The sequence below is a fragment of the Streptomyces sp. NPDC044719 genome (assembly GCF_056433405.1).
Genome location: NZ_JBWKHE010000005.1, coordinates 404,250 through 418,140, shown reverse-complemented (window position 1 = coordinate 418,140; position 13,891 = coordinate 404,250). Strand labels below are relative to the sequence as shown.

Here is a 13,891-nt window from a genome sequence, read left to right as displayed (position 1 = left end):
GCCGCCGTCACACGACGACAGGAGGTTCGTCATGGCCAGCTACCACGCAGCAGCCGCCCGCCGGCGCCGCGCCACCGGCCCTGCCCCCTCACTGACCGGCCCGGCGAGCGACGTACACCCCGTGCTGCGCCGGGCCACGGCCCCGCCCGCCGCCCTCGACCTGCTCGCCCAGGCCCGCTCCGGTCTCGACGAGGCCACCACCCTGGACACACCGAACGAGCGCTACGCGACGGCCCACCTCGCCGCCCTCCGCACCGCCGCCGCCGTCCTCGCCGCCCGGGGGAGGCCCGAGACCTCGACCCGGGCCCGGACGAAGATCCGGAGCGCCTGGGAAGTGCTCCCCGAGATCGCGCCCGAACTGACCGAGTGGAGCGCGCTGTTCGCCGCCGGCGCCCGGCGCCGGGCCCGCGCCGAGGCGGGCATCCAGGGCGCCGCGAGCGTCCGGGACGCCGACGACCTGATACGGGACGTGGCGATGTTCCTCCGCCTCGTCGAGCGGATGCTCGTCCTCCAGCCGGTCCTCCCGCAGCCACGCCCGGACCAGGACCGGCCGGAGAACCCAGGCACTAGGAGGGACATGCCGGACGCCGGCTGACCGGGTGCCGGCGCTCCGGATCCGCCCGGCCCGCACCGGCTCGAGCCATGGCGGGACCGCTCATGCGGCCCGCCCTGTCCGAGGCAATAGGGTGGGAGACGCCTGAAGTCTTCCCTCCCCGCAGCCGGGGCCGGGGGAGGCGCCCCGTTCGCTCCGCCGCGCAAGAGGCGGTGCCGCGCCGAGGAGTCAACTGCCGTGTCGGACCCGATGCGCCCACCCGTCTCCCACCACCACGCTGAACCTGCGTCGCTGCGTTCCGGCCCTTCCCGGTCTCGCGCCTCACTGCGTACGGCCGTGGTCTGGGAGGTCCTCCAGGACGCTCTGGAACGCCGGGTCAAGGCCACGGGCCGGGAGTCGCTGGACGTCCTCGACACCGGAGGCGGCAGCGGCAACTTCGCGGTGCCCGCCGCCCGCCTCGGCCACCGGGTCACCGTCGTCGACCCCAGCCCCAACGCGCTGTTCGCCCTGGAGCGCCGCGCCGCCGAGGCCGGTGTCGCCGACCGGGTGAAGGGCGTGCAGGGCGACGCCCACGGCCTCTTCGACGTGGCCGAGCGCGGCGGCTACGACGTGGTGCTGTGCCACGGCGTCCTGGAGTACGTGGACGACCCGGCCGAGGGCGTCCGCAACGCGGTGGCCGCCCTGCGCCCGGAGGGCGTCCTGAGCCTGCTCGCCGCCGGTCTCGGGGGTGCCGTGCTCGCCCGTGCCCTCGCCGGTCACTTCAAGGAGGCCAAGCAGGCGCTCGACGACCCGAACGGCCGATGGGGCACGGGTGACCCGGTGCCGCGCCGCTTCACCGCCGAGCAGCTCACGGGACTCGTCGAGGGCGCGGGCATGCGCGTCGGCGCCGTGCACGGCGTGCGGGTCTTCGCCGACCTCGTGCCCGGCGTCCTCGTGGACACCGAGCCCGGAGCCCTGGAAGCGCTGCTGAAGCTGGAGGAGGCCGCGGCCGAGCTGTCGGCCTTCCACTCGGTGGCCACGCAGCTGCATGTGCTGGGTGAGACCGGCGGGGCCACTGAGACAGGCGGGGCCGGAGAGACCGGTGGGGCGGTCGAGGCCTGAGCCGCTTCGTGAGGTACCACCCCTGATCAGCGCCTTGACTGTGCATGGAGTACGCCACAGGCCCCCCGAATGGGGGCTTGGCGCCGTATGATCGAGGGAGACCGTTCCGGCATGACGGGTCGGCCGCCGGGGAATGGAAGCCTCAGCGAGCCGGGACGTCCATGGCGGGTTCCGGTTGGTCAGTTGGCGCAGAGGGGCGGGTTTCACGGGGGCGATTCCCTGCCTATCCTGAAGAGACCCCCCGGGTCGCCCCCGGCGACTGCACGATGAGGAGGACTCCGTGCCGCTCTCGGAGCACGAGCAGCGCATGCTCGAGCAGATGGAGCGAGCGCTGTACGCCGAAGATCCCAAGTTCGCGACGGCGCTCGAGGGAAGCGGGCTGCGTACGTACACCCGGCGACGGGTCTACCAGGCGGTCGCGGGCTTCCTCGTAGGTATTGCGCTCCTCATGGCCGGTATGGTCGCCAAGCAGGTCTGGCTCAGCGTCGTGGGCTTCCTCGTCATGCTGGGCTGTGCGGTGCTCGCCGTGACCGGCTGGCGCAAGGCCCCCAAGCCGGGCGAACAGGCGGCAGGCGCCGCCGGACCGCAAGCCCGCCGTCAGGGCGGCCGGCAGAAGCGCTCCATGATGGACCGCATCGAGCAGCGCTGGCAGAAGCGCCGCGACGAACAGGGCGGCCACTAGCCCGGAGCACAGCTCTCCGGGATACGCGAAGACGTGAGTCAGGGGGTGACCACCGACCTGGTGGTCACCCCCTGATGTGTGCCGTGTGCCGTGTGCCGTGTGGCGTGTGCCACGTGCCGTGGGAGCAGCGGGCTCAGCCCTGCTGCCCGGATGCCTTCCGCCACGTCGGCCGCATCGCCAGGACGCGGTCCCGCACCCCCGCCCACCAGGCCGACGCCGACCACAGCACGCGCGCGGTGGAGCGTGGGGCGAGGACCGCGCGGAGCCTGGCACCCCTGCCGACCGCGGCGCTCAGACCCGCTGTCGCACGGCGGACGTCGTCCGCGATGCCCGCCGTCGGGCGGGGCCGGGGCGCGTACAGGACCTGTTCCACCGCGTTCGCAACCCGGTGCACCGAGGCCGCGACCGTCGCATCGAGCCCGCCCCGTTCGACGATGCGGGCGGCCGCCTTGCGCGGGGTCTGCGACTCGTCCGGCGTGATGCCGAAGTCCCACGCGGTGTCGGTCAGCTCCTGCCAGACGGCCAGCGTGTGCGGCGCCGCGTCCGCCTCGCCCCGGCCGTGCGCCCCCAGCCGGACCGTGCGCGTGCGCAGGCGCCACAGCATCGGGGCCAGCGGGAGCGCCAGGACGGCGAGGCCGGCCAGGGCCCAGACCAGGAGCGCGTACCACTTCGGGCCGTCGTCGTCCGTGGGCAGCGCCGCCTGCGGCGACTCGCTCGCACACCCGCCCTCCAGCTTCTTCTGTTCCGGCGTGCAGCTCTCGCTCGCCGAGGGCCTCGCGGAGGGCGCGGCGGACGACGTCTCCGTCGGGCGCGCGGCGTCCGGCACCGAGCTGCCCGGGTCGTCCGGCAGCGTGTACGACGGCATCGAGCCGCGGTTGGGGGTCGGCTCGAAGCGGGTCCAGCCCACGCCCTCGAAGTACAGCTCGGGCCAGGCGTGCGCGTCCCGCAGCCCCACCGACACCGAGCCGTCCGCCTGCGGGGAACCGGGCGCGAAGCCCACCGCGACCCGGGCCGGTATGTCCAGTGAGCGGGCCATCGCCGCCATCGCGAAGGAGAAGTGCACGCAGAAGCCCTGCTTGTCCTTCAGGAAGCGGGCGATCGCCTGCGAGCCGCTGCCGACCTGCACCTGCGTGTCGTACTCGAAGCCGCCCGTCACGGCGAACCAGTCCTGCAGCTTGACCGCCTGGTCGTACGGGTTGGCCGCGCCCTCGGTGACCTTGCGGGCCGTGCTCGCCACCACCGGCGGAAGCGAGTCGGGCAGCTTGGTGAAATCGCGATCGATGGACGCCGGCGGCCGCGGAGCCGAGGCCAGCTGTTCCGCCGTAGGCTGCACGTCCAGGCTCTTGACCTGGTACGTCAGGCCTCGGGTGTTCTGGCCGTGGTCGCCGACCAGTGTCATGCCCAGGGGCTCGTAGCGCCAGTTGCCCCGGATGTTCACCCCACTCGGCGGATACGGCATCGGCAGCCAGTCCTGGGCGTACCAGTCGGCCGCGGAGATCGTGGTGTCGAACTCCGTGCGCTTCACGTCCGGGCCGAGTCCGGCCGGGGTCGGGAACGCGCCGTCGGGGAGGGCGCTGATCGAGCGCCGGGACGGCTTCCAGGTGGTGCCGTCGAAGTCGTCCAGGGACACGATCCGCAGATACAGGTCCGAGACGTCAGGCATCTTCGTCTTCACGGACAGGACCTGCTGGTCCTCGTCCGCGTTCAGGCTGTCCCGCAGCGACACCAGCGGGTTCACGGCGGAGATCGTGCCGCCGCCGCCCGCGCCGGAGCCGGTGCCGGCACCCACCGAGTCCAGCAGGCCGCCGTTCATCGCGGGCAGGCCGAGCGGCACCACCAGGGCGATGCCCAGCGCGACCACGCCGATGCGCCGGCCGGTGCGGACCGGGGCGACCGCGCCGCTCTGCTCCCCTCCGGCCGTGCGCGAGGCCCCGCCGAAGACCCGGCCCCACTGGGAGAGACGGTCCCGCCCCTCGGCCAGGAGCAGCATCAGGTAGCCGGCCGCCGCGACAAGGAACCACAGCCAGTCCGCGCCCCCGTCGGACAGCCCCGCCGCCACGGAGTACAGCGCGAGCAGCGGCAGCCCGGCGGGGGCGGCGCTGCGGAAGGTCACCGCGAGGGTGTCCACCAGCAGCCCGATGATCAGCACTCCACCGATGAGCATCAGCCGTATGCCGTCGGACTCCAGGGGGGCCGGGATCGCGTACCGCGCGATGTCGTCCCCGCCCTGCCGGAGCAGGATCGCGAAGCGGTCGAGGGCTTCCGGCCCCGGGACCAGACCGGCGATGGCCTGTTCACGGACGAAGACGAACGTCAGCAGGAACACCGTGACCACGGCCTGCGCCGCGACCGTCAGCGGCCGGGCCAGCGGCACCCTGCGGGCCGCTGCACCCACGCCCGCCTGCACACCCAGCAGGAAGGCCGCCTGCACGATCCATGTGGCCGGCTTGACCAGGGGCAGCAGGGCGCACGCGGCCATCAGCGTGGCCCCCCACGCGCCGAGCGTCAGTCGTATCCGCCCACTCATCACGGTGCCTCCCCGCCGCCGGCCGTGGCCACGCCCCTGCGCTCCCGGTCCGCCTGTCGCCACAGGTCGTCCAGGGAGGCCCCCCGCGGCACGCCCAGAGTCGTCCAGCCCGCCTCGCGCAGCATGCGCAGCCGCTCCCCGCTCCCGTCCAACGGACCGGGCACGTCGCTCGGTTCCCGCATCCAGGTCTCGCTGTCCAGCACGAAGGCGACCGCGCTTCCACTGCGCTGCCGCATCCTGGCCACCACGGCCGCCTGCTCCTCGTCCAGATCGCCGAGGAAGGCCACCAGCAGCCCCTCGTTCCCGCCGCGCAGCACGTCGTAGGCCCGGGACAGGCCCGCGCCGTCGGAGTGGTCGATCACCGCGAGGGTGTCCATCATCAGCCCCGCCGCGTCCGCCGACCCCTGGCTCGCTCCCGCGAAGCCGTCCCCGCCCTCGCCGGGCACCGCGTTGCCGGTGTCGGTCAACAGCCGTACGGAGAAGCCCCGTTCGAGCATGTGCACCAGCACGGACGCGGCGCCCGACACAGCCCACTCGAAGGCCGCGTCCGGGCCCGCGCCCTGGAAGGCGATGCCCCGGGTGTCGAGCAGCACCGTGCAGCGGGCGCGCTGCGGCTGCTCCTCGCGGCGCACCATCAACTCGCCGTAGCGAGCCGTGGAGCGCCAGTGCACCCGGCGCAGATCGTCGCCGTAGCGGTACCCGCGAGGGATCACGTCGTCCTCGCCGGCCAGCGCGAGCGAACGCTGCCGTCCGTCGCCGTAGCCCTTCGCCTCACCGCTGAGGCGCACCGGCGCCAGCGGCTCCACGCGCGGGATCACCGTCAGGTTGTCGTACGTCGAGAAGGACCGGGTCAGCTCGCACATGCCGAACGGGTCGGTCAGGCGCAGCTGGAGCGGACCCAGCGGGTAGCGGCCGCGCAGGTCGGAACGGACCCGGTAGGACACCTCGCGCCGGCCGCCCGCCTCCACCCGGTCCAGCACGAAGCGCGGCCGGGGGCCGAGCACGTACGGCACCCGGTCCTGGAGCATCAGCAGGCCCGTGGGCAGCCGCGAGACGTTGTCCATCCGCAGGTGGACCCGGGCCTCGCTGCCGGCGGGCACGCGCGCGGGGGAGAGCCGGCGGCTGCCGGCCACCCGGTAGCGCGTGCGGTACAGGACCGTCGCGCACACCAGCGGCAGCACGGCCAGCAACAGACCCACCCGCAGCAGATCCGCCTGCCCGAGCACGTACGAGCAGACCGCGGCCGCGACGCCGGCGGCCAGGAAGGAGCGTCCGCGGGTGGTCAGGCCGGCCAGGGCGGTGCGGATGCCGCCCTTCTCGTCCTGGCCGGCCTCCGCGTGCCCCGTCCCCGCGGTGGTCATCACAGCCTCCGCGGCGGCTGCTGGGGATACGCGGGCACCCCGCGGCCCAGGCCGCCCAGTCCGCTCTGCTGCTGCGGCGCCGCCGGCACCGGCGTGCGCTGCAGGATCTCCTCGACAACCTGCTCGGAGGTGCGGCGGTTGAGCTGGGCCTGGGCGGTGGGCAGCAGGCGGTGGGCCAGGACGGCGACGGCCAGGGCCTGCACGTCGTCCGGCAGCGCGTACTCCCGGCCGCTGAGGGCCGCGGACGCCTTCGCCGCGCGCAGCAGGTGCAGCGTCGCGCGCGGGGAGGCGCCCAGTCTGAGGTCGGGGTGCGTGCGCGTGGCGCCGACCAGCTCCACCACGTAGCGCCGGACCGGCTCGGCGACGTGCACCCCGCGTACCGCCTCGATCAGCTTGAGGATCTCGTGCGCGTGGGCCACGGGCTGGAGGTCCTCCAGTGGCGAGACGCCGCCGTGCACGTCCAGCATCTGCAACTCGGCCTCAGCGCTGGGGTATCCGACCGAGACCCGGGCCATGAAACGGTCGCGCTGGGCCTCCGGGAGCGGGTAGGTGCCCTCCATCTCGACCGGGTTCTGCGTCGCCACCACCATGAAGGGGCTCGGCAGCTCGTAGCTGCTGCCGTCGATGGTGACCTGGCGCTCCTCCATCGACTCAAGGAGCGCGGACTGCGTCTTGGGCGAGGCGCGGTTGATCTCGTCGCCGATCACGACCTGCGCGAAGATCGCGCCCGGCTTGAACTCGAAGTCACGGCGCTGCTGGTCCCAGATGGACACACCGGTGATGTCCGACGGCAGCAGGTCGGGCGTGAACTGGATGCGCCGCACCGAGCAGTCGATGGACCGGGCCAGTGCCTTGGCAAGCATCGTCTTGCCGACTCCCGGGACGTCCTCGATCAGCAGATGTCCCTCGGCGAGCAGTACGGTCAGCGAGAGCCGTACGACCTCGGGCTTGCCCTCGATCACGCCTTCCACCGACTCCCGCACCCGCTCCACCACGGCGGTCAGATCAGTGAGGCTCGCTCGATCGTCATAGGTCGTCACCCGGCCCTCCTCGGCCTTTCCCGTGCTCCCAGGGAGCACGGGATACCCCATTTTCCCGGACCGACGCCGCATGACGCGCGCCGGCCCACCCCGAATCACGGACCCCACGCGTGAAACGCTCAGCGTGACGTCACTCCCGCATTCTTGCTGCCGTTACCGTTTCGTGTCACTCGACTGTGGATAACTGGCCGCGATATGTCGGCCTTGCGACCTTTTCGAACGTGTGACTGACAGGATTTCGACAGCTGCGGTGGGCCGGCTCCGGGGTGTGGCCGAGGGCGGGTGACCAGGTCAGGAGGCGGGATCGATCTCCCGCAGCAGGCCGGTCCCGACGTCGTAGACGAATCCGCGGACGTCGTCGGTGTGCGGCAGGAACGGCGAGGTGCGCACGCGCCGCATCGACTGCCGTACGTCCTGGTCGACGTCCTGGAAGGACTCCACCGCCCAGGCCGGGCGCTGGCCGACCTCGGCCTCCAGGTCGCCCCGGAAGTCCTCGGTGAGGGTCTCCATGCCGCAGCCGGTGTGGTGGACGAGGACGACGCTGCGCGTCCCCAGCTTGCGCTGGCTGATGGTGAGGGAGCGGATCACGTCGTCGGTGACGACGCCGCCGGCGTTGCGGATCGTGTGGCAGTCGCCGAGTTCGAGACCGAGCGTGGAGAGCGGGTCGAGGCGGGCGTCCATGCAGGCCACGACGGCCACGTGCAGGGCGGGCTTGGCGTCCATCCCGGCGTGGCCGAAGTCGGCGGCGTACCGGGTGTTGGCTTCGACGATCCGGTCGGTGACCGTGCCGCTTCCGGTTATGGCGCTCTCCGAACCCATGGGAACTGATGCAGAAGTCGTCATATCCATGACGTTACTGGTCACGACTGTTCCGGGCTCGCTGTGAGAGAGGACAAAGAACGCCATCGGGCCTTGTAGTGAGGTAACCCACAAGGGTGGTGTGCCTGCCGGTCGCGACGCGCAGGCCGGTTGATTGACCGGGAGACACGGTGGACTAAAGTGACGCGAAGCGGGAGGCGAGGCTCTCCCCGCTGGACTGATTTCCCCGGAGACCCGGCGACGCCCGGCGATCTCCCCACGTGCGCGGCGCGTACGTACGGCTCGGCCTCCTCCCGCTCCCGGTCGGCTGACGCTTCCGGCGCCGGCAGGCCTCCCCTTCGGCAGCGGGCGGGGACCCGGCGGTGCGTAAGCCCGTGCCGGATCTGAGAGGCACCCTTGAGCCAGAGTCGACACGTCCCGGTGATGCTCCAGCGGTGCCTGGACCTGCTGGCACCTGCCCTGGAGGGCCCGGACGCGGTGGTCGTCGACTGCACCCTCGGCCTCGGCGGCCACAGCGAGGCGCTGCTCGAGCGGTTCCCCGAGGCCCGGCTCGTCGCCCTGGACCGCGACAAGGAGGCGCTGCGCCTGTCCGGCGAGCGCCTCGCCCCCTACGGGGAGCGCGCCACCCTCGTCCACGCCGTGTACGACGAACTGCCCGAGGTGCTGGACAAGCTCGGCATCGCGCGCGTGCAAGGCGTTCTCTTCGATCTCGGCGTCTCCTCCATGCAGCTCGACGAGGCCGACCGCGGCTTCGCCTACGCCCAGGACGCCCCGCTCGACATGCGGATGGACCAGACGACCGGCGCCAGTGCCGCGGAGGTCCTCAACACCTACCCGCCGGGCGAACTCGTCCGCATCCTGCGGGCGTACGGCGAGGAGAAGCAGGCCAAGCGGATCGTCGCCGCGGTCGTGCGCGAGCGCGAGAAGGAGCCGTTCAGCAACAGCGCGCGACTGGTCGAGCTGATCCGGGACGCCCTGCCGCAGGCCGCCAAGCGCACCGGCGGCAACCCGGCCAAGCGCACCTTCCAGGCCCTGCGCATCGAGGTCAACGGCGAGCTCTCCGTCCTGGAGCGGGCGATCCCGGCCGCCGTGAAGGCGCTCGACGTGGGCGGGCGCATCGCCGTGCTGTCGTACCACTCGCTGGAGGACCGGCTGGTCAAGCAGGTGTTCGCGGCGGGTGCCGCCACCACCGCGCCGCCCGGACTGCCCGTCGTGCCCGAGCGTTACCAGCCGCGGCTCAAGCTGCTCACGCGCGGTGCCGAACTCCCCACGGAAGAGGAGATCGCCGAGAACCGGCGGGCGGCACCGGCGCGGTTGCGCGGGGCGCAGCGCATCAGGGAGGACGTCGAGTGAGCCACGTGCAGGGCGGCCGGGTGTTCCGGACCCGAGGGAGCGTGAGTGAGCAGTAAACCCGAACTGAAGGGGAGGGCGGCCCGTCTCGCGCGGCTCTTCCCGACCGGCACCGCGCGGGCGGCCCGCATGCCGTTCGTGCTCCTCGTTGTCCTCCTCCTCGGCGGCGGTCTCATCGGCCTCCTGGTGCTGAACTCGGCCCTCAGCGAAGGCGCGTTCCAGCTCGACGACCTCCAGCGCGAGACCAAGAGCCTCACCGACGAGGAACAGGCCCTCCAGCGGGACATCGACGCCTACTCAGCCCCCGAGGCCCTCCAGCGCCGCGCCCGTGAGCTCGGCATGGTGCCCGGCGGAGACCCCGCCTTCCTCGAGCGCGACGGCACCGTCAAGGGCGTCCCCAGCGCCGCCCCGGGCGCCTGGCAGAGCGCCGCGCACATCCCCCTCGTCCTCGCCCCCGAGGCCATGCCCAACGGCCCCGCTCCGACCCCCGGCAGGTGACGGAAGTGTCCGACAGGGAACCCCCGCGCCGCCGGGTACCGGGCCTCGCCGGGCCCGGCTGCCCCCGTGAACCCGGTGTTCGTCCGGCCCTCGGCGCGGTCTGCGCCCGCGGGCGCGCGGCGGCTCGGGTCTTCGGCCGGATGGCCGGGGTGCCCGCCGGGCGGCCGCTGCTGTGCGCCGCCGGGCCCGAGGCCCGGCGCCGGCCCGGCCGTGCGTCCGCCGCCGTGTCCGTCAGCCCCCCGACCGCTCCGACCCCCGGCAGGTGACGGAAGTGTCCGACAGGGAACCCCCGCGCCGCCGTGTGCCCGGCCCCGCCAGGCCCGCTCGGCCCGATGCCCGGCGGCGTCCCGGCCCCGGTGCCCGTCCGGCCCGGCGGCCGTCCCAGGCCCGGCCGGGGGCGCCCCGGCCCCTGCGGCTGGGCAGCCCCCGGCCCCGGCTGCGCCTGGTCGGGCTCGCGCTGACGCTGGTGATGATCGCCTTCGTGGTGCGGCTGTTCCAGGTGCAGGCCGTCGACGCCGGCACCTATGCGGCCAAGGCCGAGCAGAACCGCTATGTCGGGCAGGTGCTGGCCGCGGACCGGGGCGAGATCACCGACCGGTCCGGTGTGGCCCTGGCGACCAGTGAGGACGCCTACGACATCACGGCCGACCCCACGATGTTCGCCCCGGACCAACTGAAGATCGGTGACGGGCCCGAGCAGGCCGCCGCGCTCCTCGCGCCGATCCTCGGCCAGGACCAGGAGACCCTGGTCAAGAAGCTGCGGCCGAAGAACAAGTCCCTGCGCTACACCAAGCTGGCCTCCCGCCAGACCCCGCAGGTCTGGAAGCAGATCAAGGACCTGAAGTCCGCGCTGGCCAAGAAGTCGGAGACGGAGAAGAACACGCACAACGTCCTCGCGGGCGTCTTCTCCGTCGGCACCAGCAAGCGCGTGTACCCCAACGGCGACCTCGCTGCCGGGATACTGGGCTGGGTCAACGGCGAGGGCAAGCCCGGCGGCGGCATCGAACTCCAGCTGGACAAGCAGCTGGCCGGCAAGGACGGCAAGATCCGCTACGCCCAGTCCGGCGGCCGTCTCGTCCCCACCGTGGGTTCCACCGAGACACCCGCCGTGCCCGGCAGCGACGTCGAGCTCACCATCGACCGCGACATCCAGTGGGCCGCCCAGAAGGCCATCACCGACCAGGTGAAGGAGTCCGCGGCCGACCGCGGCTACGTGATCGTCCAGGACACCCGCACCGGCCAGATCCTGGCCATGGCCAACTCACCCGGCTTTGACCCCAACGACCTGTCGGACGCCGACTCGGCCGCGCTCGGCAACGCGGCCGTCCAGGACGCCTTCGAGCCCGGCTCCACCGCCAAGGTCATGTCGATGGCGGCCGTCCTCCAGGAGAACACCGCCACCCCGATGACCCACGTCGTCGTGCCCAACCGGCTGCACCGCGGCGACCGGCTCTTCAAGGACGACATCGACCACCCGACCTGGTACCTGACGCTCAACGGCGTCCTCGCCAAGTCGAGCAACATCGGCACCATCCTCGCCACCGGCCAGCTCGGCAAGACCCAGGCCCAGTCCAACAAGGTCCTCTACGACTACCTGCGCAAGTTCGGCCTCGGCAGCTACACCGGCCTGGGCTTCCCCGGCGAGACCAAGGGCATCCTCGCCCCGCCCGACAAGTGGTCGACCTCGCAGCAGTACACGATTCCTTTCGGCCAGGGCGTCTCCATCAACGCCATGCAGGCGGCGTCCGTGTACTCGACCATCGCCAACGGCGGCGTCCGCGTCGAACCCTCGCTCGTCCGCGGCACCAAGGGCCCCGAAGGCCGCTTCACCCCGGCCCCCGAGCCCAAGAAGACCAGGGTCGTCAGCGCCAAGACGGCGAAGACCCTCGCCCAGATGCTGGAGTCCGTCGTGGACGACGAGGAGGGCACCGGAACCAAGGCGCGCATCCCCGGCTACCGCGTCGCGGGCAAGACGGGCACGGCCAACCGCGTGGATCCGGCCACCGGCAAGTACCACGGCTACACCTCGTCCTTCGCCGGCTTCGCGCCCGCCGACAAGCCCCGCGTCACCGTCTACTGCGCCATCCAGAACGCCACCCAGGGCAGCTACTTCGGCGGCCAGATCTGCGGCCCCGTCTACAAGAAGGTCATGGAGTTCGCACTGAAGTCCCTCCAGGTCCCGCCGACCGGAGCCAAGGCCGCGAAGCTGCCCGTCTCCTTCAACTGAACCCCCCGCCCTGATCAGCACCGAGCACCACCGAGCCACCAGGACCGCCCCCGTGACAACGATCACCCCCGACCCCGGGAACCAGAGCCCCGCCGCCCCCTCACTTCGCCCGGAGGCGGGTACGCCCGGTACGCTCACCGCCGTGCCACACGCTGATCAGTCCCAAACCACCCAGAAGGGGCATCCCGTGACATACCCCGGGCCGCCCAGGCCGGTGCAGGTCTCCGCCACACCCCTCGCGGAGCTCTCCGATCAGCTGGGTGCTCCAACGCCGGAGAGCGCCGCCGAGGTCACGGGCATCACCCACGACTCACGCGCCGTGCGTCCCGGCGACCTGTACGCCGCCCTCCCGGGCGCCCGGCTGCACGGCGCCGACTTCGTCACGCAGGCCGCCGGCCTCGGCGCGGCCGCCGTGCTGACCGACCCGACCGGCGCGGAGCGCGCCGCGGCGTCCGGGCTGCCGGTCCTCGTCGTCGACGACCCCCGCGGGCGGATGGGCGAGCTGGCCGCGACGATCTACGGCCACCCCGGCCGGGACCTGCTCCAGATCGGCATCACCGGTACCTCCGGCAAGACCACCACCGCCTACCTCGTCGAGGGCGGCCTGAAGACCGTCAGGTCCACCGGCCTGATCGGCACGGTCGAGATGCGCATCGGCGACGAGCGCATCAAGTCCGAGCGCACCACCCCCGAGGCCACCGACCTCCAGGCCCTGTTCGCCGTCATGCGCGAACGCGGCGTCGACGCGGTCGCCATGGAGGTCTCCAGCCACGCCCTGGTCCTCGGCCGGGTCGACGGCTGCGTCTTCGACATCGGCGTCTTCACCAACCTCAGCCCGGAGCACATGGAGTTCCACTCCGGCATGGAGGACTACTTCCAGGCCAAGGCGCAGCTGTTCACGCCGAAACGCGGCAAACTCGGCGTGGTCAACGTCGACGACGAGTACGGCCGCAGGCTGGCCAACGAAGCCACCGTCCCGGTCGTCACCTACTCCGCGGAGGGCCACCCCGACGCCGACTGGCGCGCCGAGGACGTCGAGGTCGGCCAGCTGGACTCGACGTTCACCGTCATCGGGCCCAAGGGTGAGCGGATCAGCGCCAAGTCGCCGCTGCCGGGCCCCTTCAACGTGGCCAACACCCTCGCCGCGATCGTCGCCCTCGCCGTCGCCGGCCTCGACCCGCAGGCCGCCGCCGACGGTGTGGCCGCCGTACCCGGCGTGCCGGGCCGTCTGGAGCGCGTGGACGCCGGACAGCCCTACCTCGCGGTCGTCGACTACGCCCACAAGACCGACGCCGTCGAGTCCGTGCTGCGCGCCCTGCGCAAGGTCACCGAGGGCAAGCTGCACATCGTCCTCGGCTGCGGCGGCGACCGGGACAAGACCAAGCGCGAGCCCATGGGGGCCGCGGCGGCCCGGCTCGCCGACACCGCTGTACTGACCTCCGACAACCCGCGCGGCGAGGACCCCCTCGCGATCCTCGCCACGATGCTCCAGGGCGCGGCCTCCGTGCCCGCGCACGAGCGCGGCGAGGTGCAGGTCTTCGAGGACCGGGCCGCCGCGATCGCCGCCGCCGTCGCCCGCGCCGAGCCCGGCGACACCGTGCTGGTCGCGGGCAAGGGCCACGAGCAGGGCCAGGACATCGCCGGGGTGGTCCGTCCCTTCGACGACCGCCAGGTACTTCGCGAAGCCGTCCAGAAGACCCAGGGATGAAAATCCAGAAGACCCAGGGGATGAA

General features: G+C 72.6%; 12 protein-coding genes. 8 read left to right on the top strand and 4 right to left on the bottom strand.

Translation table 11 applies throughout. The features are described 5' to 3' along the window. Positions 1-31: 31 nt before the first annotated feature. From AC07DF_RS22060 to AC07DF_RS22050, 3 genes are all read left to right on the top strand, one after another. Positions 32-595, top strand: coding sequence for an SAV_6107 family HEPN domain-containing protein (locus tag AC07DF_RS22060; protein ID WP_478973789.1), 564 nt, complete (start codon positions 32-34; stop codon positions 593-595). A 195-nt stretch (positions 596-790) separates the two neighbouring features. Further along, positions 791-1,654 (top strand): methyltransferase, encoded by an 864-nt coding sequence (locus AC07DF_RS22055; RefSeq protein WP_478973786.1) that lies wholly within the window; start codon positions 791-793, stop codon positions 1,652-1,654. Positions 1,655-1,934: 280 nt separating this feature from the next. Beyond that, positions 1,935-2,336 (top strand): DUF3040 domain-containing protein, encoded by a 402-nt coding sequence (locus tag AC07DF_RS22050; protein WP_184596525.1) that lies wholly within the window; start codon positions 1,935-1,937, stop codon positions 2,334-2,336. Positions 2,337-2,469: 133 nt separating this feature from the next. On the opposite strand, the gene AC07DF_RS22045 is transcribed toward AC07DF_RS22050, so the two are convergent. The 4 genes from AC07DF_RS22045 to AC07DF_RS22030 all read right to left on the bottom strand — a co-directional run bounded on the left by AC07DF_RS22045 (position 2,470) and on the right by AC07DF_RS22030 (position 8,170). Beyond that, on the bottom strand, positions 2,470-4,863 hold the full coding sequence (locus tag AC07DF_RS22045; RefSeq protein ID WP_478973782.1) for a transglutaminase TgpA family protein: 2,394 nt from the start codon (positions 4,861-4,863) through the stop codon (positions 2,470-2,472). After that, complete coding sequence (locus AC07DF_RS22040) at positions 4,863-6,224, bottom strand: DUF58 domain-containing protein (RefSeq protein WP_478973779.1); 1,362 nt, start codon at positions 6,222-6,224, stop codon at positions 4,863-4,865. The genes AC07DF_RS22045 and AC07DF_RS22040 overlap by 1 nt, the downstream gene beginning before the upstream one ends. Next, complete coding sequence (locus AC07DF_RS22035; protein ID WP_478973776.1) at positions 6,224-7,264, bottom strand: AAA family ATPase; 1,041 nt, start codon at positions 7,262-7,264, stop codon at positions 6,224-6,226. The genes AC07DF_RS22040 and AC07DF_RS22035 overlap by 1 nt, the downstream gene beginning before the upstream one ends. 291 nt (positions 7,265-7,555) lie before the next feature. Next, the gene (locus tag AC07DF_RS22030; RefSeq protein ID WP_478973773.1) at positions 7,556-8,170 is read right to left on the bottom strand and encodes a beta-class carbonic anhydrase; all 615 of its coding nucleotides are present in this window, start codon (positions 8,168-8,170) and stop codon (positions 7,556-7,558) included. A gap of 309 nt (positions 8,171-8,479) precedes the next feature. Here AC07DF_RS22030 and rsmH point away from each other — a divergent pair, with 309 nt between their 5' ends. From rsmH to AC07DF_RS22005, 5 genes are all read left to right on the top strand, one after another. Continuing rightward, entirely contained in the window at positions 8,480-9,436 is a 957-nt protein-coding gene (gene rsmH / locus AC07DF_RS22025) for a 16S rRNA (cytosine(1402)-N(4))-methyltransferase RsmH (protein WP_478973770.1), read from the top strand. Between the two features lie 45 nt (positions 9,437-9,481). Next, the gene (ftsL, locus tag AC07DF_RS22020) at positions 9,482-9,931 is read left to right on the top strand and encodes a cell division protein FtsL (RefSeq protein ID WP_382499112.1); all 450 of its coding nucleotides are present in this window, start codon (positions 9,482-9,484) and stop codon (positions 9,929-9,931) included. A gap of 5 nt (positions 9,932-9,936) precedes the next feature. Continuing rightward, positions 9,937-10,197 (top strand): hypothetical protein, encoded by a 261-nt coding sequence (locus AC07DF_RS22015; protein WP_478973767.1) that lies wholly within the window; start codon positions 9,937-9,939, stop codon positions 10,195-10,197. A 5-nt stretch (positions 10,198-10,202) separates the two neighbouring features. Beyond that, positions 10,203-12,158: a peptidoglycan D,D-transpeptidase FtsI family protein gene (locus AC07DF_RS22010; protein WP_478973764.1), complete on the top strand. Its 1,956-nt coding sequence runs from the start codon at positions 10,203-10,205 to the stop codon at positions 12,156-12,158. A 187-nt stretch (positions 12,159-12,345) separates the two neighbouring features. After that, entirely contained in the window at positions 12,346-13,866 is a 1,521-nt protein-coding gene (locus AC07DF_RS22005) for a UDP-N-acetylmuramoyl-L-alanyl-D-glutamate--2,6-diaminopimelate ligase (RefSeq protein WP_478973761.1), read from the top strand. The last annotated feature ends 25 nt before the right edge of the window (positions 13,867-13,891 follow it).